This window comes from Streptomyces bluensis (genome assembly GCF_014650715.1).
In the GTDB taxonomy this organism is placed as follows: Bacteria; Actinomycetota; Actinomycetes; order Streptomycetales; family Streptomycetaceae; genus Streptomyces; species Streptomyces bluensis.
The window spans coordinates 1-23011 of record NZ_BMVM01000003.1 but is presented as its reverse complement, the minus strand read 5'-3'; the positions used below and the strand labels follow the sequence as shown (position 1 = coordinate 23011).

Annotated in this window: 20 protein-coding genes; 15 read left to right on the top strand and 5 right to left on the bottom strand. The window is 71.0% G+C overall.

Annotated elements, in window-relative coordinates:
• Positions 1-50 precede the first annotated feature (50 nt).
• The 3 genes from IE262_RS10075 to nudC all read left to right on the top strand — a co-directional run bounded on the left by IE262_RS10075 (position 51) and on the right by nudC (position 6115).
• Positions 51-3638, top strand: a complete 3588-nt coding sequence (locus tag IE262_RS10075) for an ATP-dependent DNA helicase (RefSeq protein WP_189872962.1) — start codon at positions 51-53, stop codon at positions 3636-3638.
• Positions 3639-3648: 10 nt separating this feature from the next.
• Positions 3649-5061 carry a dipeptidase gene (locus IE262_RS10070; protein WP_189872960.1) on the top strand — a complete coding sequence of 471 codons (1413 nt, stop codon included), beginning with the start codon at positions 3649-3651 and terminating at the stop codon, positions 5059-5061.
• 106 nt (positions 5062-5167) lie between these two features.
• The gene (nudC, locus tag IE262_RS10065) at positions 5168-6115 is read left to right on the top strand and encodes an NAD(+) diphosphatase (RefSeq protein ID WP_166681537.1); all 948 of its coding nucleotides are present in this window, start codon (positions 5168-5170) and stop codon (positions 6113-6115) included.
• A gap of 142 nt (positions 6116-6257) precedes the next feature.
• Here the strand turns inward: nudC and IE262_RS10060 are convergent, their stop codons facing one another.
• Positions 6258-6515 carry a mycoredoxin gene (locus IE262_RS10060; protein WP_134029498.1) on the bottom strand — a complete coding sequence of 86 codons (258 nt, stop codon included), beginning with the start codon at positions 6513-6515 and terminating at the stop codon, positions 6258-6260.
• A 212-nt stretch (positions 6516-6727) separates the two neighbouring features.
• On the opposite strand from IE262_RS10060, the gene IE262_RS10055 reads away from it, so the two are divergent.
• From IE262_RS10055 to IE262_RS10040, 4 genes are all read left to right on the top strand, one after another.
• Positions 6728-8926, top strand: a complete 2199-nt coding sequence (locus IE262_RS10055) for an ATP-dependent DNA helicase UvrD2 (RefSeq protein ID WP_229877196.1) — start codon at positions 6728-6730, stop codon at positions 8924-8926.
• Between the two features lie 163 nt (positions 8927-9089).
• Positions 9090-9416: a hypothetical protein gene (locus IE262_RS10050; RefSeq protein ID WP_134029503.1), complete on the top strand. Its 327-nt coding sequence runs from the start codon at positions 9090-9092 to the stop codon at positions 9414-9416.
• Between the two features lie 174 nt (positions 9417-9590).
• Entirely contained in the window at positions 9591-9959 is a 369-nt protein-coding gene (locus tag IE262_RS10045) for a WhiB family transcriptional regulator (protein WP_134029505.1), read from the top strand.
• The gene (locus tag IE262_RS10040; protein WP_131569935.1) at positions 9956-10279 is read left to right on the top strand and encodes a putative WhiB-interacting protein; all 324 of its coding nucleotides are present in this window, start codon (positions 9956-9958) and stop codon (positions 10277-10279) included. Before IE262_RS10045 ends, IE262_RS10040 begins: the two co-directional genes overlap by 4 nt.
• Before the next feature lie 547 nt (positions 10280-10826).
• On the opposite strand, the gene IE262_RS10035 is transcribed toward IE262_RS10040, so the two are convergent.
• Together IE262_RS10035 and IE262_RS10030 are read right to left on the bottom strand one after the other, a co-directional pair.
• Entirely contained in the window at positions 10827-12173 is a 1347-nt protein-coding gene (locus IE262_RS10035; RefSeq protein ID WP_189872958.1) for an ABC1 kinase family protein, read from the bottom strand.
• Entirely contained in the window at positions 12166-13368 is a 1203-nt protein-coding gene (locus IE262_RS10030) for a ThiF family adenylyltransferase (protein ID WP_189872956.1), read from the bottom strand. Before IE262_RS10030 ends, IE262_RS10035 begins: the two co-directional genes overlap by 8 nt.
• A gap of 262 nt (positions 13369-13630) precedes the next feature.
• On the opposite strand from IE262_RS10030, the gene IE262_RS10025 reads away from it, so the two are divergent.
• The 4 genes from IE262_RS10025 to IE262_RS10010 all read left to right on the top strand — a co-directional run bounded on the left by IE262_RS10025 (position 13631) and on the right by IE262_RS10010 (position 17587).
• Complete coding sequence (locus tag IE262_RS10025) at positions 13631-14227, top strand: M48 metallopeptidase family protein (protein ID WP_134029511.1); 597 nt, start codon at positions 13631-13633, stop codon at positions 14225-14227.
• 174 nt (positions 14228-14401) lie between these two features.
• Complete coding sequence (locus tag IE262_RS10020; protein WP_134029513.1) at positions 14402-16123, top strand: TerD family protein; 1722 nt, start codon at positions 14402-14404, stop codon at positions 16121-16123.
• Positions 16124-16134: 11 nt separating this feature from the next.
• Positions 16135-16815, top strand: coding sequence for an AIM24 family protein (locus IE262_RS10015; RefSeq protein WP_134029515.1), 681 nt, complete (start codon positions 16135-16137; stop codon positions 16813-16815).
• A 16-nt stretch (positions 16816-16831) separates the two neighbouring features.
• Positions 16832-17587, top strand: a complete 756-nt coding sequence (locus IE262_RS10010) for an AIM24 family protein (RefSeq protein WP_134029517.1) — start codon at positions 16832-16834, stop codon at positions 17585-17587.
• 60 nt (positions 17588-17647) lie between these two features.
• On the opposite strand, the gene IE262_RS10005 is transcribed toward IE262_RS10010, so the two are convergent.
• Both IE262_RS10005 and IE262_RS10000 read right to left on the bottom strand, forming a co-directional pair.
• The gene (locus tag IE262_RS10005) at positions 17648-18169 is read right to left on the bottom strand and encodes an NUDIX hydrolase (RefSeq protein WP_189872954.1); all 522 of its coding nucleotides are present in this window, start codon (positions 18167-18169) and stop codon (positions 17648-17650) included.
• Positions 18166-19626, bottom strand: coding sequence for a zinc-dependent metalloprotease (locus IE262_RS10000; protein WP_189872952.1), 1461 nt, complete (start codon positions 19624-19626; stop codon positions 18166-18168). The genes IE262_RS10005 and IE262_RS10000 overlap by 4 nt, the downstream gene beginning before the upstream one ends.
• Positions 19627-19816: 190 nt before the next feature.
• On the opposite strand from IE262_RS10000, the gene IE262_RS09995 reads away from it, so the two are divergent.
• From IE262_RS09995 to IE262_RS09980, 4 genes are all read left to right on the top strand, one after another.
• Positions 19817-20929 carry an SDR family oxidoreductase gene (locus tag IE262_RS09995; RefSeq protein WP_134029522.1) on the top strand — a complete coding sequence of 371 codons (1113 nt, stop codon included), beginning with the start codon at positions 19817-19819 and terminating at the stop codon, positions 20927-20929.
• Between the two features lie 112 nt (positions 20930-21041).
• Positions 21042-21500 (top strand): molybdenum cofactor biosynthesis protein MoaE, encoded by a 459-nt coding sequence (locus IE262_RS09990; RefSeq protein WP_189872950.1) that lies wholly within the window; start codon positions 21042-21044, stop codon positions 21498-21500.
• A 119-nt stretch (positions 21501-21619) separates the two neighbouring features.
• Entirely contained in the window at positions 21620-21784 is a 165-nt protein-coding gene (locus IE262_RS09985; protein ID WP_166681538.1) for a hypothetical protein, read from the top strand.
• Between the two features lie 70 nt (positions 21785-21854).
• Positions 21855-22952 (top strand): YlbL family protein, encoded by a 1098-nt coding sequence (locus IE262_RS09980; RefSeq protein WP_189872948.1) that lies wholly within the window; start codon positions 21855-21857, stop codon positions 22950-22952.
• Positions 22953-23011: the final 59 nt, after the last annotated feature.

The window sequence follows — 23011 nt, the reverse complement described above, 5'->3', positions numbered from 1 at the left end:
AGGGGACGATCCGGCACTCGGTGTCAGTGGCCACCGCTAGCCTCTCTGGGATGTCCGCCCGTATCACCGACCCCGAGCAGCTCAAGGAGCTCCTCGGCATCCCGTTCACCCCGGAGCAGACGGCTTGCATCACCGCACCCCCCACCCCGCAGGTGATCGTGGCCGGAGCCGGCTCCGGCAAGACCACGGTGATGGCCGCGCGCGTGGTGTGGCTCGTCGGCACCGGACAGGTCGCCCCCGAGCAGGTGCTCGGCCTGACCTTCACCAACAAGGCGGCCGGTGAACTCGCCGAGCGCGTACGAAAAGCACTCGTCAAGGCCGGAGTCACCGACCCGGACGTCATCGACCCCGACAACCCGCCGGGCGAGCCGGTCATCTCCACCTACCACGCCTTCGCGGGCCGCCTGCTGACCGACCACGGCCTGCGCATCGGCCTGGAACCCACCTCCCGCCTCCTCGCCGACGCCACCCGCTACCAACTCGCCGCACGTGTCCTGCGAGAGGCCCCCGGCCCCTACCCGGCCCTCACCCGCTCCTTCCCGGACCTCGTCAGCGACCTCCTGGCCCTCGACTCCGAACTCGCCGAACACCTCGTACGACCCGAGGACCTGCGCGCCTACGACGCCGAGCTGTTGCGGAACCTGGAGAACGCCAAACTCACCAACGCCGACCTCCGCAAGGTCCCCGACACGGCCGCCGCGCGCCGCGAACTCGCGGAACTGGTGGGGCGTTACCGAGCCGCCAAGCGTGAGCGTGACCTCCTCGACTTCGGCGACCAGATCGCGCTGTCGGCGCAGCTCGCCGGGCTACCGGAAGTGGGCCGCATTCTCCGGGACGAGTCCCGGGTGGTGCTGCTCGACGAGTACCAGGACACCTCGGTCGCGCAACGCGTCCTGCTCGCCGGGCTGTTCGGCGGTGGCACCGGCCACCCCGTGACCGCCGTCGGCGACCCCTGCCAGGCCATCTACGGCTGGCGCGGCGCCTCCGTGGCCAACCTCGACGACTTCCCCGAGCACTTCGCCCACGCCGACGGCCGCTCCGCGACCCGTCAGGCACTCAGCGAGAACCGCCGCAGCGGCGGCCGCCTCCTCGACCTCGCCAACGGCCTGGCGGAGCCCCTGCGCGCCATGCACGCGGGCGTGGAGGCCCTCCGCCCCGCCCCCGGCGCCGAACACGACGGCACGGTCCGCTGTGCCCTCCTGCGCACCCACGCCGAGGAGATCGACTGGATCGCCGACTCGATCGCCCACCTCGTGCGCACCGGAAAGGAGCCCGGCGAGATCGCGGTCCTGTGCCGTACGGCGACCGACTTCGCCGAGATCCAGGGCGCCCTCGTCACCCGCGACATCCCCGTGGAGGTGGTGGGCCTGTCCGGGCTGCTGCACCTCCCCGAGGTGGCCGACCTCGTCGCCGTCTGCGAGGTCCTCCAGGACCCCGGCGCCAACGCCTCCCTGGTCCGCCTGCTCACCGGCCCGCGCTGGCGCATCGGCGCCCGCGACCTGGCCCTCCTGGGACGGCGGGCCCGGCTTCTCGTGCCCCACGCGCGCGTGGAGGCCGATGACGACCCCGACAGGCGGCTCGCCGCGGCCGTCGAAGGAGTCGATCCGGCCGAGGTGATCTCTCTCGCGGACGCGCTCGACACGTTCCTTGAGCTGCCGTTCGAGGCCGAGCGGGAGGACGACGGCCTGCCCTTCTCACCGGACGCGCGCGTCCGGTTCGCGCGCCTCGCCGCCGAACTGCGCGACCTGCGCCGCTCGCTCGCCGACCCGCTGATGGACGTCCTGCACCGGGTGCTCGCCGTCACCGGCCTGGAGGTCGAGCTCTCCGCGTCCCCGCACGCCCTGGCCGCCCGCCGCCGCGAGACGCTGTCCAACTTCCTCGACATCGCCGCGTCCTTCGCCGCCAACGACGCCGACGCCACCCTGCTGGCCTTCCTGGGCTTCCTGCGTACCGCGGCCCAGTACGAGAAGGGCCTCGACAACGCCCTCCCAGGTGGCGAGAACACCGTCAAGGTGCTCACCGCGCACAAGTCCAAGGGACTGGAGTGGGACGTCGTGGCGGTGCCCGGCCTGGTCACCGGGACCTTCCCCAGCGACCGCGGCCGGGAGAAATGGACCGCCCAGAGCAAGGTCCTCCCGCACGAGTTGCGCGGCGACGCGGACACGCTGCCCGACATCGGGGCATGGGACTCCCGCGGCATGAAGGCCTTCCACGAGGCCATGAAGGACCACCAGCACACCGAGGAACTCCGCCTCGGCTACGTCACGTTCACCCGCCCCCGCTCCCTGCTCCTCGGCTCCGGCCACTGGTGGGGGCCGTCCCAGAAACGCCCGCGCGGACCGTCCGACTTCCTGCTCGCCCTGTACGAGCACTGCGCCGCCGGGTACGGCGAGATCGAGGCCTGGGCCGACGCACCCGAAGAGGACGAGGAGAACCCCGCGCTGCACGCGGCGGCCGCCGACCACGCGTGGCCGCTCCCGCTGGACGACGAGGCCCTCGCCCGCCGCCGCGCGGCCGCGGAGACCGTACTGGCCCACCTGCAGAGGGGCATCTCCCCCGAGGACACCCACCCCCCGGCCACCCACGACCCGAACGCCTACGACGACCCGGACTGGCCGCCCCCGCCCGAGGACGAAGAAGCCCTCTACGAAGACGGCGCATTCCCGGACGAGCCCCCTTACAGGGACGACGGTTCCCCGGCCGAACCCCCTTACGGGGACGGCGACCTCCCGGACGACCTCCCCAAGGGTGACCCCGAGGACCATCCCGACAACGACCTCGACTGGGACGCGTGGCCGAAGGCCCGCCCCGCGATTCCGCACCAGGCGTCGGCCCCCGAAGCCCTTCCCCACCCTGCCGACCCGGCGCCCCTCACCCCGGAGGAGGCCCGCGCCATCGCCTCCTGGGACCGCGACCTCGACGCCCTCACCGGAGAGCTCCTGCGCGCCCGCCGCAGCGTCACCGACGTGCCGCTGCCCCCGTCGCTCACCGCGTCCCAGCTGCTGCGCCTGGCAGCCGACCCGGACGGCTTCGCCCAGGAGCTCGCACGGCCCATGCCGCGCCCCCCACAGCCCGCCGCGCGCCGGGGCACCCGCTTCCACGCCTGGGTCGAGGCTCGTTTCGAAGAACTGCGGCTGCCCATGCTGGAACCCGAGGACCTGCCCGGCACCGAGGCCGAGATCGCCGACGAACGCGATCTGGAGGCCCTCAAGGACGCCTTCGAGCGCACCCCGTACGCGCACCGGACGCCGTACCGCATCGAGGCCCCCTTCCAGCTCACGATCGCCGGACGTGTCGTCCGCGGCCGCATCGACGCCGTCTACAAGGAAGGGGACGGCGCCGGCGAGGACGGCGACGGCATCACCTACGAGATCGTCGACTGGAAGACGAGCCGCGCCCGTACCGCCGACCCCCTCCAGCTCGCGCTCTACCGCCTCGCCTGGGCCGAGCAGCAGGGTGTGCCCCTGGAGTCCGTCGGGGCCGCGTTCCTGTACGTGCGCACCGGCGACGTCGTACGCCCCGACAAGCTGCCCGACCGGGCCGCACTGGAACGCCTGCTCCTGGAGGAACCCGGTCCGGACCCACGCGCGCGGGCAGCGGACGAACCGCCGGACGAGCATGTCGGCGCGGGCCGATAGGCTCGTGAGCATGAGCCAGCCCGTTGACAGTGCCGTCAGCGCCGTCCGTACGTACATCGAGAACCACCGCGCCTCCTTCCTCGACGACCTCGCGGAATGGCTTCGCATACCGTCGGTGTCCGCCCAGCCCGAGCACGCGGCGGACGTGCGGCGCAGCGCCGACTGGCTCGCCGCCAAGCTCAGGGAGACGGGCTTCCCCGCTGCCGAGGTCTGGGAGACGCCCGGAGCCCCCGCCGTGTTCGCCGAGTGGCCCTCCGACGACCCCGAGGCACCCACGGTCCTCGTCTACGGGCACCACGACGTGCAGCCCGCCGCCCGCGAGGACGGCTGGGACACGGATCCCTTCGAGCCGGTGATCCGTGGGAACCGCCTCCACGCGCGCGGGGCCGCCGACGACAAGGGCCAGGTGTTCTTCCACACACTCGGTGTCCGCGCCCATCTCGCCGCCACCGGCCGCACCACGCCGGCCGTCCACCTGAAAATGCTGGTCGAGGGCGAGGAGGAGTCCGGGTCCCCGCACTTCCGCGCCCTCGTCGAGGAGCACGCCGACCGGCTCGCCGCCGACGCCGTCATCGTCTCCGACACCGGCATGTGGGCCGAGGACACCCCCACCGTGTGCACCGGCATGCGCGGCCTCGCCGAGTGCGAGATCGAGCTGCACGGGCCCGCCCAGGACATCCACTCCGGCGCCTTCGGCGGCGCCGTGCCCAACCCGGCCACCGCCGCCGCCCGGCTGGTCGCCGCCCTCCACGACGAGCACGCGCGCGTGACGGTCCCGGGCTTCTACGACGGCGTCATCGAGCTCACCGACCGCGAGCGCGAACTCTTCGCGGAGCTCCCCTTCGACGAGGAGAGCTGGCTGCGCACGGCCAAGTCCGCGGCCACCTGCGGAGAGGCCGGATACACCACTCTGGAGCGCCTCTGGGCCCGCCCCACCGCCGAGGTAAACGGCATCGGCGGCGGCTACCAGGGCCCCGGCAGCAAGACGATCATCCCGTCTTCGGCCCTGGTGAAGCTGTCCTTCCGGCTGGTCGCGGGCCAGGACCCGGACCGCATCGAGAAGGCCGTCCGCGCGTGGGCGGCCGACCAGGTGCCCGCGGGGATCCGCTGCGAGATCACCTTCGGCCCGGCCACCCGGCCCTGTCTGACGCCCCTGGACCACCCCGCCCTGCAGTCCGTCGTACGCGCCATGGGCCGAGCCTTCGAGCAGCCCGTCCGCTTCACGCGCACAGGCGGTTCAGGGCCCGCGGCCGACCTCCAGGACGTCCTCGGCGCCCCCGTGCTCTTCCTGGGCGTCTCGGTCCCCTCGGACGGCTGGCACGCTCCGAACGAGAAGGTCGAGCTCGATCTTCTTCTCAAAGGCGTCGAAACCAGCGCCCACCTGTGGGGCGAGCTGGCTGGAAACGGGCAAGAGACACACTGAAGAAGGCCCCCGACGCCCAGCGCACCCGCCTGCCGCACCCGCTGCCGCAGACCCTGCCGAACCGCCCGCTGAAACAACCGTTCCCCTGGGGGAGTTGGAAGCACCTGTGACCACCTGGACCGACCACACCGCCGACCGCCCCATCTCCCTCACCGCCCCGAGCGGCATCGACCGGGCCGCCCACCACCGCCTCGACGAGGCCTGGCTCGCGGCGGCGTGGAGCCACCCGACGACACGCTGCTTCGTGGTGTCGGGCGGCCAGGTCCTCATCGACGAGACGGAGGAGGGCACCACCGAACTCGTCATGACCCCGTCCTTCGAGGCCCCGCTCACCGAGGCCCACCGCTACTTCCTGGGCATCGACGACGAGGGTGTGGCCTATTTCGCACTCCAGAAGGACGCGCTCCCGGGCCGGATGGACCAGTCCGCGCGTCCGGCGGGACTGCGGGAGGCGGGCCTGCTGCTGTCGGCGCGCGACGCGGGCCTCATGGTGCACGCGGTGGGCCTGGAGAACTGGCAGCGCACCCACCGCTTCTGCTCGCGCTGCGGCGAGCGCACCGTCATCGCGGCGGCCGGCCACATCCGCCGCTGCCCGGCCTGCGGCGCCGAGCACTACCCGCGCACCGACCCGGCGGTGATCATGGCGGTCACGGACGACGAGGACCGGATCCTGCTGGGCCGGCAGGTGCACTGGCCCGAGGGCCGGTTCTCCACCCTCGCCGGCTTCGTCGAGCCCGGCGAGTCCATCGAGCAGTCCGTGCGGCGCGAGGTCTTCGAGGAGGCGGGCATCACCGTCGGCCCGGTCGAGTACATCGCCAGCCAGCCCTGGCCCTTCCCCTCCAGCCTCATGCTGGGCTTCCTGGCTCGCGCCACCTCGACCGACATCACCGTCGACGGCGACGAGATCCACGAGGCACGCTGGTTCTCGCGCGAGGAGCTACGGGCCGCTTTCGAGTCCGGGGAGGTGCTGCCGCCCTACGGCATCTCGATCGCGGCCCGCCTGATCGAACTCTGGTACGGCAAGCCCCTGCCCAGGCCGGGCAGCGCCCTCTGACGCTCTGCGGTGTCGGCGCAGTCGGACCATGCACAGGGGAAGCGTCCAGGCCCTCCGGGACGGGAACGGGGTGGGACGGGACGCAGAGCGCACAAACCCCCGATCGGCCACTGAGGCCGCCGGGGGTCGTGCGGAGCAAGCGTCAGGCGCTGAGAGCCTGCTTCACCTGGGCAAGGCTCGGGTTGGTCATCACGACCTCGGTGCCACCTGCGGTCGGAACCACCCGAACGGTGGGAACCGTCTGGTTGCCGCCGTTCGCCTTCTCCACGAACGCCGCGGACTCCGGGTCCTGCTCGATGTTGATCTCGGTGTACGCGATGCCCTCGCGGTCCAGCTGGCTCTTCAGCCGGCGGCAGTAGCCGCACCACGTGGTGCTGTACATCGTCACAGTGCCCAGCATGTCTCTAGCGCTCCTTCACGGCTCGGGGTGCAGTGGCTGTGAGGTGAACGCACGGGTGCGGTCCGCCATTCCCGTGCGCAGGCGGGTCCGCGGTGCTCACAGGACGGGGACGCAGGTCACATCCCGAGGCACCTGCCGCATTAGTACGACTGCAAGGCCAGGCCTGTGGACAACTTGCGCACCCGTCACCGGGGACCTGGCAGCATGGCGGGGTGACAGCAGCAACGCACTCCACCCTGTTCCCACAGGTCCCGGACACCCCCGACGCGGTGCTCGAAGGGCTCGACCCCGAGCAGCGCGAGGTGGCGACCGCCCTGCACGGTCCGGTGTGCGTGCTGGCGGGGGCCGGCACGGGCAAGACACGGGCGATCACCCACCGCATCGCCTATGGGGTGCGCGCCGGAATTCTGCACTCCTCCAGTGTGCTGGCCGTCACGTTCACCAACCGTGCTGCCGGTGAGATGCGCGGCCGCCTGCGCCAGCTCGGTGCCTCCGGCGTCCAGGCCCGTACGTTCCACTCGGCAGCACTCCGCCAACTCCAGTACTTCTGGCCGAAGGCGGTCGGCGGCTCCATGCCGAGGATCATCGACCGCAAGATCCAGATCGTCGCCGACGCGGCGGCCGCCTGCCGTATCCGTCTCGATCGCAACGAACTGCGGGACGTCACCGGCGAGATCGAGTGGTCCAAGGTCACCCGGACCGTCCCCGCCGACTACGCCGCCGTGGCGGACAAGCACGGCCGCGAGACCCCCCGGGACCCCGCCGAGATCGCCCAGCTCTACGCGGCCTACGAGGATCTCAAGCGTGACCGTGCCGTCATCGACTTCGAGGACGTCCTGCTGCTCACGGTGGGCATCCTGCAGGACCGGCACGATATCGCGGAGCAGGTCCGCCGCCAGTACCAGCACTTCGTGGTCGACGAGTACCAGGACGTCAGCCCGCTCCAGCAGCGCCTGCTGGAACTGTGGCTCGGCGAGCGGGACGACCTGTGCGTCGTCGGCGACGCCAGCCAGACGATCTACTCGTTCACGGGTGCAACCCCGGATCATCTGCTCGACTTCCGTATCCGTCATCCCGGAGCCACGGTCGTCAAGCTGGTCCGCGACTACCGCTCCACACCCCAGGTCGTCCACCTTGCCAACGGCCTGCTCGCCCAGGCCCGGGGCCGCGCCGCCGAGCACCGCCTGGAGCTGATCTCTCAGCGTGACCCGGGCCCCGAGCCCGTCTACACCGAGTACGCGGACGAGCCCGCCGAGGCCGAGGGCGCCGCCCGCCGTATCCGTGACCTCATCGCCTCGGGCGTCCCCGCGAGCGAGATCGCCGTCCTGTTCCGTACGAACGCCCAGTCGGAGACCTACGAACAGGCCCTCGCCGACGTCGGGGTGCCCTACCAACTCCGGGGCGCCGAGCGGTTCTTCGACCGCCCCGAGGTGCGCAAGGCGGGTGTCGCCCTGCGCGGAGCGGCCCGCTTCGGCGCCAACGACTCCCTCCTCGCCGACACCGTCGACCTCCCCTCACAGGTGCGGGCCGTACTGTCGGGGGAGGGGTGGACCAGCAAGCCCCCGGCGGGCTCCGGCGCCGTCAGAGAGCGATGGGAATCGCTGGCCGCGCTGGTGAACCTCGCACAGGACTTCGCCGCGGCCAAGCCCGACGCCACCCTCGGTGACCTTGTCACGGAGCTCGACGAGCGTGCGAACGCCCAGCACGCACCCACTGTGCAGGGCGTCACCCTCGCCTCACTGCACTCCGCCAAGGGCCTGGAGTGGGACGTCGTCTTCCTGGTCGGAGTCGCCGAGGGCATGATGCCGATCACCTACGCCAAGACCGACGAGCAGGTCGAGGAGGAGAGGCGCCTGCTCTACGTCGGCGTCACACGCGCGCGGGAACGCCTGCATGTCTCCTGGGCCCTGTCCCGCTCGCCTGGCGGGCGCCCGAACCGCCGCCCCAGCCGCTTCCTCGACGGCCTGCGTCCAGGATCCGCCGCCACGGCGGGCAGGGGCGGTGCGGGGAGCACCGGTGGCATCGAGCGCGGTTTCCCGGGCATCACGGCCGCTGTGGCCCCGCGCCCCACCAGCCGGACCCCGGCCCGTTGCCGCGTCTGCGGCCGCACCTTGAGGGATGCCGGCGAGATGAAACTGATGCGCTGTGAGGACTGCCCGTCCGACATGGACGAGGCCCTCTACGAGCGGTTGCGCGAGTGGCGGGCGGCACAGGCCCGGAGCAGTGGCCAGCCGGACTTCTGTGTCTTCACCGACAGGACCCTGATGGCCATCACCGAAGCGGTACCGACCACTCCGGCTGAACTCGCGCGCATCCCGGGAGTCATCGCGCGTAAACTGCAGCGCTACGGGGCCGAGGTCCTGACCATCTGCGCAGGTCAGGATGTTGTGGTAGGCGATGAGGGCGACTGATGCCAACTCGTCGAAAAAATAGTTTGCGCATGCGCCAGCAATCCCCATAGGTTCTTAGGCACGGGAACGGCGGCCTTCTCCCAGGCGCCGGTTCCGTGCTGTACTTAATAACCGTTGGATCGGCTCACCCGATCCCCCTAGACGCCGAGAGGAGGCGAGTCCAGTGATCAGCATCAACACCAACACCGTCAGCACCGTCAAACTGACCGATCGCTCGGCCGTCTCCCTGTGCATGCTCGGCGTCTCGAACCGGGGCACCGGTCTGTCCGGCATCCGTGCCGTCCGTCCGGCGTCCTCCGTGTCTCTCGCGGGTCTTCCCGTCCGCGAGCGCAATGAGCGACCGACGAAGGCACTGGAAGCAGCAGTAGTGGCACAGGCGCAGGCCTATGCCTTTGCGGCCGCCGCCGGTGCCGGATCCCTGAAGCAGACGACGCAGCACCACACGATGTGGGCCTTCCGTGGGCCAGATCCCTGGAGTGATCCAGCCTGATCGCCGATCAGGCCGGCGCCTTCAGGGCCGCGGAACCCCATCCGGGATCCGCGGCCCTTCTGTTTGCCCCTCACCGGGGACGACAGAGCGAAGGGGCCTCGGGACAAGAAAAGAACCCGGTACCAGCCGCCACCCGGCCAACCGGCCGGAACGACCAGACGAGGAAGACGAACCGTGCAACTCGAAGCGCACGCCCCGTCCGTACCGCCTTCCGACACGATCCCCCCGCCCGGCCTCACGGAGGACTCCACCTTGACCCCGCTCACCGCGCTCACCGCGCTCGACGACGCCATCGAGAACCTCGGCGTACCCGTCCCCTGCCGCTCCTACGACCCGGAGGTCTTCTTCGCCGAGTCGCCGGCGGACGTCGAGTACGCCAAGTCCCTCTGCCGCACCTGCCCGCTGATCGAGGCCTGCCTCGCCGGTGCGAAAGAGCGGCGTGAGCCCTGGGGCGTCTGGGGCGGCGAGCTGTTCGTCCAGGGTGTCGTGGTGGCCCGCAAGCGGCCGCGTGGCCGCCCGCGCAAGAACCCGGTCACAGCATGAACACGCTAGGAACGATCGACCGCCCCCTCACGCACGACCCCAAGAAGCAGGCCCCGATGAAGCCGTCCACCCATGAGCCCGCGGGCTCCGCGATTCCAGACTTCACCACCGCCGGTGCGACCGGCTCGCGTCAGAACAGGACCCGAGAGATGCAACTCATCCCAGAAGCCCTGGCCCGTGCGCATATGCACGACCGACTGCGGGAGGCAGAGCAGGAGCGCCGGGCCATGCGCCTGGCGATGGCCCGGCGGATGCAGCGCCGCGCCGAGCGCGCCTCGATGCGGGCTCGTCGAGCGCTCGCCATGGCCGTGATGCAGTAGCCGACGCCAGACACACAGGCGCCGACCAGAAGCAGTAGCTGATCGGGGGCCGGTCCTAACGGACCGGCCCCCGCTGTGCGCTGCGCCCATCGAACCGCCGGATGCGGCGACATCGTCGCCGAGTGACGACTCATACCGGGGACAGCGACAACAGCCGCTCCGCTCCGTGGCCCGAGGCCACGGAAGCGCCCTACCTCGTCTGCGCCCAGTGCGGCACCCCGCCGAAGGCCCTCAGCCCGCCTGGACATGCTCCGTGGAGAACGGCATCCGGCACTACTTCTGTCGCAACTGTGGCCGCGCGAACCTCAGAGCCATCGAGAGACGCCTGGACTCGGCCTGGTGGTGAGGCAGTTGATCACTCCAGGAACGCGCGGTGGCCGGCAGGAACGCGCGGTGGCCGGCAGGAACGCGCGGCGGTCGGCACCAACTCGTCGGCGTCGTCGAGCCCGGGAAGTGCCCGGCGTCGCACCACGGTTCACCCCTGCGGTGCACTGCGGTCTCGCGCCGCAGCGCCCAGTGATCAGCCCCAGTGATCACGCCCCGGTGATCACGCCTCCGCGGCCCGCGGCTCCTCCGGCACGAACCCCGGCAGCCACTCCTCCAGCTCGTCCCGCAGGCGGACGGTGGCTCCCAGTTGGCACAGCACCCCGATCGTGCTCAGCGTCACCCGGTGGATGAGCAGATACGCCGGGGGCAGATTGAGCTGCTTGCCGAGTTGGTGGGCAGGGGAGCGCGGGTCGGCTATACGGGCCGCCTGCGTGCGCATCCAGCCCCGGGTGAAGGTGAACTCGTCAGCCTGGGCCGGTTCGATGATCGGCAGCAGATAGTCGAGAACGGCGTCGGGATCCAGCTCCACGGACTCCTTGACGAAGCCCTCCGCGCACAGCAGCTCGTACACCGCCTCGGCCTGGCCGTCGAGCGTCATCCGCAGGGAGTTCCCGATCGGTGCGGGCAGGCCGTCCGGGAGGCGGTCCACCGTGCCGAAGTCGAGAACCCCCAGGCGCCAGCCGCTCTTCTCGTCGGGCACGAGGCGGAAGTTGCCCGGGTGCGGGTCCGCGTGCAGGAGGCCGGTGCGAGCAGGGCCTGAGAAGAGGAACCGGGCGAGCAGCTGACCGGCACGGTCGCGCTGCTCCTGGGTGCCGTCCGCTATCACATCCGACAGCGGCGTGCCGTCGATCCACTCGGTCACCAGCACCTGCTCGGACTGGTGGACGACGGCCGGAACCAGGACGTCCGGGTCGTCCGCGAACTCCGCCGCATGCGCCTCCTGAGCCTGAGCCTCCAAGCCGTAGTCGAGCTCCTCGGACACGCGGTCGCGCAGCTCCGCGATCAGCGGCTTGACGTCCATCCCCGGCACCAAAGGGCCCAAAAGGCGAGCAAAGCGGCTGAGCTGGTTCAGATCGGACAGGAGGGCCTCGCCCGCGCCGGGATACTGCACCTTGACCGCGACCTCACGGCCGTCGTGCCAGGTCGCGTGGTGCACCTGGCCGATCGAGGCCGCGGCGGCCGGCTTGTCCTCGAACTCCAGGAACAGCTCCTGCCAGTCCTCGCCGAGCCGCTCCGCCAGTACCGCGTGCACCGTGTGTGTGGGCATCGGGGGTGCCGCTTCCTGGAGCTTGGTCAGGGCCGCGCGGTACGGCCCCGCGATCTCCTCCGGCAGCGCCGACTCGAAGACGGACAGAGCCTGCCCGAACTTCATCGCGCCGCCCTTGAGCTCGCCGAGCACCTTGAACAGTTGCTCCGCCGTGCGCTGTTGCAGCTCACGGCCCACGATCTCCGCCGACTTCCCGCCGATCCTTTTGCCGAGCCCCCAGGTGGCCCGCCCGGCGAAGCCGAGCGGGAGCGCGGCGAGCTTGGCGGTACGAGTGACCGCCTTCCGGGGAAGATCAGACATGCGCCCTCCAGGTCCCAGACCGCCGTGCTGTGTGTGCTGTGCGGGACAAGCTCGTTGACCGCTGTTGCCCCGCCATTGTCTCGTGTGGCTCCCCGTTCTCCGAGGTGTGTTCTCCATTACCTTTCTCCGTGGCCGCGCACGGGCATGCGGGATGTGCCCACACCGGCCTGGAGTGCCAGTCGAATCCCGGGGAGGACACCTCCCAGCGCGCCCCCGCGCTGGACGGTACCTGACCGTCCAGGAAGGCGAGCGTGTGCCCTGCGGCCAGTGCGGCCACCGCCGAGGCCAGGGCCAGGTCGCAGGCCTCCACCTGGCGCTGTCTGCCGGAGCGCCATTGTGCGACCAGACGGGGCCAGCACGCGTCCCGGTCGGCGCGCCCCTGTTCCAGGCAGCCCGCGCAGCCCGCCTCGCCGGGCAGGACCAGGGGGCCGACCACGCCCGTTCCCTCGACGACTCCCGCATAGAGGTGCGGTGTTCCCGAGGCGATGAGCGGTTCGGCGGCGACCGGGTCGGGTGCGTGGACATCGACCCCACTCCGCGGGGCGAGGATCACCAGCGAGAAACCGGGATCCTCTCCTGAGGGGGCTGCCCGTGGGGGACGAGCAGGCGCCGCCCTTCGTACCGCCCGGCGCGCCGCCTCCTCCCTGCGCTCGCCGATCGCATCGGCCGGCAGTCCGCCCGGTGTCACGTCCCACGGCTCGACCCGCCCGACGTCGCGTACGTCGACGCCGCCCACGCCCGCGCCCGCCAGGAGCGTGGCCAGGGTCACGCCCACCCGGCCGGCGCCGCGCACCTGCACCCGCAGCGAGCGGCGGGCGGCCAGGCGGCCCATCGCGCCGCCCGGCTCGGGGGAGACGAGGGACAGCGCCGCGAGGTCGGGGCGCAGGCGGTCCACGAGCCCGGCCTTCTGCCGCAGGGTGTCCGCGGCCGGGCCGCCTCCCGTCGCGTCGTCCAGCAGACCTGACTGCGCGAGCCGGTCCACCAGCCCGTCGACATGACCGTCGGGCAAACCCATCCGGCGTCCTTCGTCGCGCAGGAGCGGCAGGCCGCGCGTCCCGTCCAGCAGGGCGAGGAAACTGCCCGTCGCCGTGTCCATCGGTCCCAGCACCAGCGCGTGCGCGGGTGCCATCCCGAACTGCACGGTGTTGAGGTCCCGCCAGCCGCGCCGCAGCGCGGGCTTCACCATCGGATGCATGATCGGCCCCCGTAGCCGTAGTACGTCCCCGTGTGCCGACGGAGTGCGGACGCCCCGGCCGCGGTCGTGGCGTCGGGTCCGGTCCGCCGGCGAATGCCAGGATGCCGGGGTGCCGCGGCCGGGCGCCGGGAGTTGTCCACAGGCCGCCGTAATAGTCGTACAAATCCAGTTAGTCGTATAAATCCGGTGCTGGGAGCGCGGATCGGTATCGAAGCGTTCCGGAGTCGGGACTTCCCGCGTGTGCAGCGGGTAACGTCGGGGCGTGCCCGCCGACCCACTGCACCGTGCCGGAAAGCCAGAGCGCAGCACGACGAGCCAGCCGCCAAGCGGCTCGGGGGCGAGCGCGATCGAGGTCCGCAGGAGTGCGCGTCGGCGCAGAACAGTGTCCGCGTACCGCGAGGGCGATCGCACCATCGTGCTCATCCCCGCCCGCATGTCCGAGGCGGAGGAGCAGCGTTGGGTGACCGTCATGCTCGACAAGCTCGCCGCGCAGGAGAACAGGCGGCTCATCGGGGACACCGAGTTGGCCGAGCGTGCCGAGCGCCTGTCGCTCCAGTACTTCGACGGCCGCGCCCGGCCCGTATCGGTCCGCTGGGTCACCAATCAGAACACGCGCTGGGGCTCGTGCACGCCCTCCGAGGGCAGTATCCGTCTTTCGCACCGGTTGCAGGGCATGCCCGAGTACGTCATCGACTACGTCCTCGTCCACGAACTCGCGCATCTGCTCGTGCCCGGCCACGGCCCCCGCTTCTGGCGGTTGCTGGAGTCCTATCCGCGGACGGAGCGCGCCCGCGGCTACCTTGAAGGAGTGGTCGCCGCCGACCGGCTGCCGCATCTGCCCGCCGGGCGCGACGAGTGACCGACTGACGAGAACGGGCCACCACGCGCACGCGTGCCCGCGCCGGAAACGGGCCGTAAGCGGCCCGGAAGCGGGCGTTGTGTACCGGGTCTGTACCGGCTTCGTCCACCGCCGGATTTTGCCGTTAGCCTGGCGCGACGCACTCACCATCGGGATGGGGGACGGTCGTTACGCATGGCCAGGGAATTCCAACGCGGCCACAAGGCCAGGATCAGTGACCTCACGGCGGGAACGGATCTGTACGTGGGGGTACAGATCTCGGCCCCCGGACTGACCTTCGACATCAGCTGCTTCGGACTGGACGCCGACGAACGGCTTTCGGACGACCGGTACTTCGTTTTCTTCAACCAGCCGAAGTCCCCGGAGGAGGCCATCCAGCTCCTCGGGTCCCAGGCGGGGGACACGGAGTCCTTCCGCGTCACGCTCGACAAGATCCCGCAGCAGATCCAGAAGCTGTCGTTCACGGCGACCATCGACGGCGCCGGGCAGATGTCGCAGATCGTCCCCGGCTACATCCGCATCGTCGCGGGCGGCGAGGAGGTGGCCCGGTACTCGTTCAACGGTGCCGAGTTCTCCACCGAACGCGCCGTGATGCTCGGCGACTTCTACCTGAAGGACGTCTGGCGCTTCGCCGCTGTCGGGCAGGGCTTCGACGGCGGCCTGGACGCGCTGCTGAGGAACTTCGGCGGTGAGGTCGCCGAGGAGGAGCCCGCCGCCCCGCAGCAGCCGCAGTCCGGCGCCGCACCGGGCTTCGCCCCGCCGGCCCAGGCCGCCGCGCCGCCCGTGTTCGCACCCCCCGCGCCCGACGCGTCGGTGCCCGCCCCGGCACCTGCCCCCGCGTCCCAGCCCGCACAGGGCTTCACGCCGCCGCCGGCCCCCGCCCCGGCGCCCGCGCCCGCGGTGCACGCGCAGCCCACCATCATCGCGCCCGTGAACACCCCTCCGGGCAGCCCCGCTCAGCCTCCGCCTCCACCCGGGTACGCCCAGCCCGGCCCACCCGGCCATGCCCAGCAACCTGCCGCCCCGAGTGCACCACTGCCGCCCGGCTACGCCCAACCCCACGCCCCTCAGGCCCCTCAGGCACCCGCACCGCCTCCGGGCTACGGCCAGCAGCCCCCGGCCGCGCCCCCCGGCTACGGCCAGCAGCCGCCCTACGGCCAGGTCCCGGGGCCGTCCGGTGCCCCTGGGGCCCCGTCGCAGTACGGCGTTCCCCAGGGCGCACCGCAGGGCGGTGCCGGGGTCACCGCCGCTCTCCAGAAGTTCAAAGAGGCGCCCACCGGGCAGCGCTGGACCCAGCAGAACAAGAAGCTCGTCAGGGTCGACCTCGGTGTCGGCGGCGACCAGCCCGTGCTCGCCCGTCAGGGCAGCATGGTCCTCTACCAGGGCAAGGTCGACTTCAGCTACAAGGGCGCGGGCTTCGCGGGCCGGATCGTGGGCAACGCGACGGGCCAGGAGATGCAGCTGATGCGTTGTTCCGGCAAGGGACAGGTGTTCCTCGCCGAGGAGGCCACGATGCTGCACCCCATCGAACTCCAGGGCGACGCGATCTGCGTGTCCGCGGAGAACGTCCTCGCCTTCGATGAGACCCTCCACTACGAGGTGCGCAGGATCGAGGGACACGGCATCCCCGGAGGCGCCCTGTACACGATGCAGTTCCAGGGCACCGGCACGATCATCGTCAAGACGCACGGCGCCCCCGTCGTCCTGCCCGTGACGCCGACCACGTTCGCCGACTGCAACGCCGTGGTCGCCTGGTCCGCGGCCGCCCAGGTGGTCGTCTCCAGCCAGGTGCGGATGCGCCGCAACGCCTACGCCGGGGACACCGGCGAGAGCGTGAACCTCCAGTTCCGCGGCGCGCCCGGCAATTTCATCGTCGTCCAGCCGTACGAGGTCTGAGGGAGCCCGTCATGAACCAGCCGCTCGCGGGCTTCGCACCCGCTCCGGTGACCGCCCGCATGGAGAACCACGGCGACCACATGCTCAAGGTCGCCCTGCAGACCGGAAACGACCTCCTCGCGCGCGTGGGCTCGATGGTCGCCTACGAAGGGTTCGTCCAGTACGAGCCCAACCCGCCCGCCGTGCGCCAGATCGCGAAGGACTGGCTCACCGGCGAGGGCGCGCCCCTGATGAAGTGCTCCGGTGACGGTCTGCTGTACCTCGCCGACTACGGGGCGAACGTCGTCGTGATCAACCTTGACGGAGACGGGATCTCCGTCAACGCCACAAACCTGCTCGCCTTCGACGCGCACCTCACCTGGGGCGTCGAACGGGTCAAGGGACTCGCCAAGTTCGCCGGGCAGGGCCTGTGGAACACCAGGATCTCCGGACAGGGCTGGGTCGCGCTGACCTCCCGGGGCAAGCCGATCGTCGTCGACTGCGGCGGCGGTGAGGACGAGACGTACGTCGACCCGGACGCACTCGTCGCCTGGTCCCCGAACCTCAAGGTGAAGGGCAAGCGCAGCTTCAAGGCGCAGTCGCTGATCGGCCGCGGCAGCGGTGAGGCCTACCAGATGGCGTTCTCGGGGCAGGGCCTTGTCGTCGTCCAGCCCAGCGAGGACAGTACCGACCGCCTCCGAGTCCGGGGCTGAGGGGGAGCGACACAGCATGCAGAGCCCGATTTTCGGCTACAACGAGCAGCAGACCCAGGAGCGCTGGAGCCTGCAGAACCAGCAGATGCTGCGCGTCGCCCTGAACGGCCACGACGACGTCCTCGCGCGCAAGGGCACGATGGTCGCCTACCAGGGGCTGGTCGAGTTCGACGCCGAGTACCAGAACAACAACCAGCGGCGCTCGCGGGCACACACCGGCGAGGGCCTCGACCTCATGCGCTGCCACGGACAGGGCACGGTCTACTTCGCCAACCTCGCCCAGCACGTGCACATGATGGACGTCGAGCAGGACGGCCTGACCGTCGACAGCAGCTACGTCCTGGCCATGGACTCCTCGCTGCACCATGAGGTGATCGCCGTGGACAGCCTCTACGGCATCTCCGGCTCCGGGAAATACCAGCTCAACATCACCGGCCGCGGCCAGGTCGCCCTGATGACCTCGGGCATGCCCCTGATGATGCAGGTCACATCGGACCGGTACGTCAACTGCGACGCCGACGCCATCGTGGCCTGGTCCACATCGCTGCGCGTCCAGATGCAGGCACAGACGCATTCCTCCGGAGTGTGGCGGCGCCGCGGCAACACGGGTGAGGGCTGGGAGCTCAGCTTCATGGGCCAGGGCTTCATCCTCGTCCAGCCCAGCGAGCTGCTCCCGCCGCAGAACGCCCAGATCGGCTCGGGCCTGGCCGCCCAGTACGGCATGGGCCAGCAGGGTGCGCGGGGACAGAACCAGGGCAACGTCTGGAGCTGAGCTCGCGCGAGCAGTTGGTAAGGGGTGCCCGCCCAGGTGATCACCCCTTACTGGGCTGCTTCAGAGCCGGGCCCGCGTCGCCTCCAGCAGCCGGACGACCGACTTGTCGGCCACGCCCGCCACCTCGTCGTAGGCGAACCAGCGCAGGTCGAGCGACTCGTCGCTGATCTCGTGCACCGCGCCCGCGGGTGCCACGACCGCGTACTGGACGTCGAAGTGGCGGTGGCACGGCGGCGGAATCGGATGCCGGTCGAGACGCACCGGCCCGCCCGGGAGGAGCGTCAGGCCCGCGACGCCCGACTCCTCCGACGCCTCGCGCAGGGCGGCCGCGGCCAGCGTGCGGTCCTCGGGCTCGCAGTGGCCCCCCACCTGGAGCCACATCCGCAGCTTCTTGTGGAGCGTGAGGAGAACCCGGCCCTCCTCGGGGTCGACCACGAGGGCGCTCGCGGTGATGTGCCCGGCGTGGCACGACTTCCACATGCCGTCCGGGTGCGCCTCCAAGTGGTCGAGATACGCCTGGCGCAGCTCTTCCTGGCCCTCGTATCCCTTCAGGACGAGGACCGCGTCGTCGTAGAGGCTCACTCGGTGCCGTCGCCCTTGCCGTCCTGGTCCTTCTCGTGGCCCTCCTGGCCGTCCTGATCCTTCTTCAGGTTCGGCTGTTCGGAGCGACCGCCGTCCGCCGCCTCGCCGAGCATCTTGTCCAGTTCGGAGAAGTCCAGCTGCTCGCGGTGCACGAAGCCGTCCGGGTCGTCCAGGTCGGACGCGGTGGGGAGCATGTCCGGGTGGGCCCACAGGGCGTCCCGGCCGTCGACACCGCGCGCGTCCGTGAGTGAGGCCCACAGGCGGGAGGCGTCACGCAGCCGGCGCGGGCGCAGCTCCAGACCGATCAGCGTGGCGAACGTCTGCTCGGCCGGGCCGCCCGTGGCACGGCGGCGGCGCAGCGTCTCACGGAGCGCGTCCGCGGACGACAGACGAGGCTTCGCGGCGGCGTGGACGACCGCGTCCACCCAGCCCTCGACGAGGGCCAGAGCGGTCTCCAGCCGGGCCAGGGCCGCCTTCTGCTCCGGGGTGTCCTCGGGCTGGAACATGCCCTGCTGGAGTGCCTGCTGGAGCTCTTCCGGGTTCTGCGGGTCGAACTGGCCGACCACGTCCTCCAGCTTGGCGGTGTCGACCTTGATGCCGCGCGCGTAGCCCTCGACCGCGCCGAACAGGTGCGAGCGCAGCCACGGCACGTGCGCGAAGAGGCGCTGGTGGGCGGCCTCGCGCAGGGCCAGATAGAGCCGCACCTCGTCCCTCGGCACGCCCAGGTCCTTGCCGAACGCCTCCACATTCACCGGCAGCAGCGCGGCCCGGCCGGAGGGCCCGAGCGGCAGGCCGATGTCGGTGGAGCCGACGACCTCGCCCGCGAGCACGCCGACGGCCTGCCCGATCTGCGTACCGAACATGGCGCCGCCCATGGAACGCATCATGCCGATGAGCGGGCCCGCCATGGCCTGCATCTCCTCGGGCAGGACGTCGCCCATGGCCGCGCCGACACGCTCGGCGACCGGGTCGACGAGCTCCTGCCACACCGGCAGGGTCGCCTCGACCCACTCCGCGCGGCTCCACGCCAGGGCGGAGCCCGCACCCGACGGCAGGGACGTCGCGTCGTCCAGCCACAGGTCGGCCAGGCGCACGGCCTCCTCGACCGCGGAGCGCTCGGCCGGGCCCACGCTGGAGTCCTTCACACCGCCGGCGGTGCCCTGGGAGACCGTCTGGCGGGCGATCTGCTTGGCCATGTCCCAGTTCACCGGGCCGCCCTCGTACGAGAGCATCTGGCCCAGCTGCTGGAAGGCGGCGCCCAGGTCGGTGGGGTTCATGGAACCGAACATCGCGGCGAGCGGATTGTCGGCGCCAGGTCCTCCGGCACCGGGCAGCCCGAAACCGAACGGGTTGGCCGGTCCCTGACCACCACCGCTCTGCTGGTCCTTCTTCTTGCCCTCGTCGCCGTTCTCCGGCTCCTCCGGCGGAAGGCCGAATCCGAATGGGGTGTCACTCACGGGATTCCTCGGCTGGTAAGGCCGCCGGTTCTCTCCGACGGCACGGCTGCCCGACAACACCCAGCGTAGACACCACAGGCCGGTTCGGGCCTCGATGCTTCGCCGGCTGCTGGGCTGCGGCAGGATGGATGCCACCTGGTACGTACGCGTCACACGCTTGCGTACTGAAGACAACCGCTGGAGACGCCCGGTGAGTTCCCCAGATCCGCAGGTTCGCGCAACGCGAAACCACTCAACCAGCCCGGCCGTGCGCGGGCCAGTCGTCGCGGTCACCGGAGCCGCGTCCGGTATCGGCGCGCTGCTCACCGAGCGGCTCGCCGCGTCCGACGAGATCAAGCAGGTCATCGCCATCGACGAGCGGCGCGGTGAGTGCGCGGCGGCCCAGTGGCACATCCTGGACGTACGGGACCCGGCGATCGCGGACAAGCTGCGCGGGGCCGACGCCGTAGTACACCTCGCGGTCGACCTCGACCTGGGCACCGACGCGGCGGCACGGACCGCCTACAACGTCCGGGGAACGCAGACCGTGCTGACGGCGGCGGCCGCGGCCGGGGTCCACCGGGTCGTCCTGTGCACGTCAGCGATGGTGTACGGGGCGCTGCCGGACAACGAGCTGCCGCTCTCCGAGGACGCCGAGTTGCGCGCGACCGCCGAGGCGACCGGCGTCGGGGACCTGCTGGAGATCGAGCGGCTCGCGCGCCGGGCACCGCGCGCCCATCCGGGCCTCAATGTCACCGTCGTGCGCCCCGCCGTGCTCGTCGGAGGCACCGACACGGCGCTGACCAGGTACTTCGAGTCACCCCGGCTGCTCGTGGTGGCCGGGTCGCGACCCGCCTGGCAGTTCTGTCACGTCGAGGACCTGTGTGGTGCTCTGGAGTACGCCGTCCTGGAGAAGGCCGAGGGCGAGCTGGCCGTCGGGTGCGACGGGTGGCTGGAGCAGGAGGAGGTCGAGGAGCTCAGCGGGATCCGCCGGATGGAGCTGCCGTCCGCGGTGGCGCTGGGCGCGGCGGCCCGGCTGCACCGCATCGGGCTCACCCCGTCCCCGGCCGGTGACCTGGCGTACACGATGTACCCCTGGGTGGTCAGCGGCAGCCGCCTCCACGACGCCGGCTGGCGGCCCCAGTGGACGAACGAGGAGGTCCTCGCCGAACTTCTGGAGGAGGTCTCCGGGCGGCACACCGTGGCCGGGCGCCGGCTGGGCCGCAAGGACGCGACGGCGGCGGGCGCCGCGGGCGCGACGGTCGCGCTGCTGGGCACGGCCGCGCTGGTACGACGGGCCCGGAAGGCACGGCGCAGGGCCTGATCGCCGGGAGCGCTGTTCCCGGCTGCAGGAGTGTCTGTTCCCGGTTGTAAGTGTCTGTTCCCGGTTGTAGTGGTGAGGGGTGTTGTCAGTGGGGTGGGGCACGATGGAGGGCATGGCACTCAACAACGGTCACCCCGGTGAACAGGCGGCACAGGAACCGATCAAGCTGATCGGCATACGGGACAAGCCGCTCTCCGTGGACGAGGTGCTCCGGGCCGTCGGGGACGAGGCGGCAGGCGGGACGGCGCTGTTCGTCGGCACCGTGCGCAACCACGACGGGGGTGCCGACGTCGCTGAGCTGGGCTATTCATGCCACCCCAGTGCCGAGGCGGAGATGCGGCGGATCGTCGAGAAGGTCGTCGCCGATTTCCCGGTCCGGGCCCTTGCCGCTGTCCACCGGGTGGGGGATCTCAAGGTCGGAGACCTCGCTGTCGTCGTGGCCGTGTCCTGCCCGCATCGCGGTGAGGCCTTCGAGGCCTGTCGCAAGCTGATCGACGACCTGAAGCACGAGGTTCCCATCTGGAAGCACCAGAGGTTCTCCGACGGTACCGAGGAATGGGTCGGCGCGTAGCGCCGCAGCTCGCTCCGTCTCCGGTTGCGTAACCCCACCCCTGGCGTGAGCGTTGACGGAGCAGATGGTTAATCTGCTGATCAGTCAGTTGCGGTCGCTCATGGGGTTGGGAGGTCGGCATGACGGCGCTCGTCTGGTTGCTGATTCCGCTTGTCGCCGCTGTCGGTGCCGGGCTGTGGGGCGGTTGGGCGAGCCGTAGCCGCAAGGGCGTCGAGGACGGCACCGAGCTCGCGGGCTACACCCGCTTCCGCGAGGCCATGGAGAAGTCCCACTCGCGCGGCTGAGACCCCGCGGTGGCCCCCGTACGGGCGGCCCCGACAGTGCCCTGACGGGCCCGTCCCGTACTGTCGTTCCATGCCACGCCGCACCGCGACGATGCTCGCCTCCACCCTGATGCTGATCGCGCTCCTGTGCGCGGGAGTGTTCATCCCCGTGCCGTACGCGGAGATGTCGCCGGGGCCGACGGTGAACACGCTCGGGGAGCACGACGGCGAGCCGGTGCTGCACATCGCGGGACGCAAGACCTACCCGACGTCCGGGCACCTCAACATGACCACCGTCCGGGTCACCAGCGCCGACTACAGAATGAACCTCGTCGAAGCCGTGTACGGATGGCTGGCACACGACAACAAGGTGGTGCCGCACGACACGCTTTACCCCGACGGCAAGACCGAGGAGCAGTCGACCCAGGAGAACGCGGAGGAGTTCAGCCAGTCCCAGGAGAGCGCCAAGGTGGCGGCGCTGAAGGAGCTGGACGTCCCGGTGAAGTCCTGGGTGATCGTCTCCACCGTCCTCAAGGGCTCGCCGGCCGAGGGCAGGCTGCACGCGGGCGATGTGATCAAGTCCGTCGACGGTGCGGCCGTCAAGGCACCCGAGGACGTCGCGAAGCTGGTCACCAAGCACAAGCCCGGCGAGAAGGTCAGCTTCACGATCACCCCGGCCAAGGCCCAGGCCGCAGCCGAGAAGCAGAACCGGACGGCGACCGAGGAGCAGACCGTCACGATCACCACCACGAAGTCCGAGGACGGCGGCGAGGACCGCGCGATCGTCGGGATCTCGGCCGGGACGGACCACACCTTCCCGTTCACCATCGACATCAAGCTCGCCGACGTCGGCGGACCCAGCGCCGGCCTGATGTTCGCCCTCGGCATCTACGACAAGCTGACCCCGGGCTCCCTCACCGGCGGCACGTTCGTGGCCGGCACCGGCACCATCGACGACACGGGCAAGGTCGGGCCCATCGGCGGCATCGAGATGAAGACCGTCGCCGCGCGCGACAAGGGCGCCACGTACTTCCTGACGCCGAAGGACAACTGCGCCACCGCCGCCAGGGACACCCCCGAGGGACTCACCCTCGTCAAGGTCGACACCATCGGCGACGCGCTCGGCGCCCTCAAGGACATCCGCTCCGGCGCCACCGCCGACCTGCCGAAGTGCACCACCAAGGGCTAGGTGTATTGCCCTGTGAGGTTGGGGACGCGGCTGGCGGGTGGTTGGCCTTTGAGCGCGGT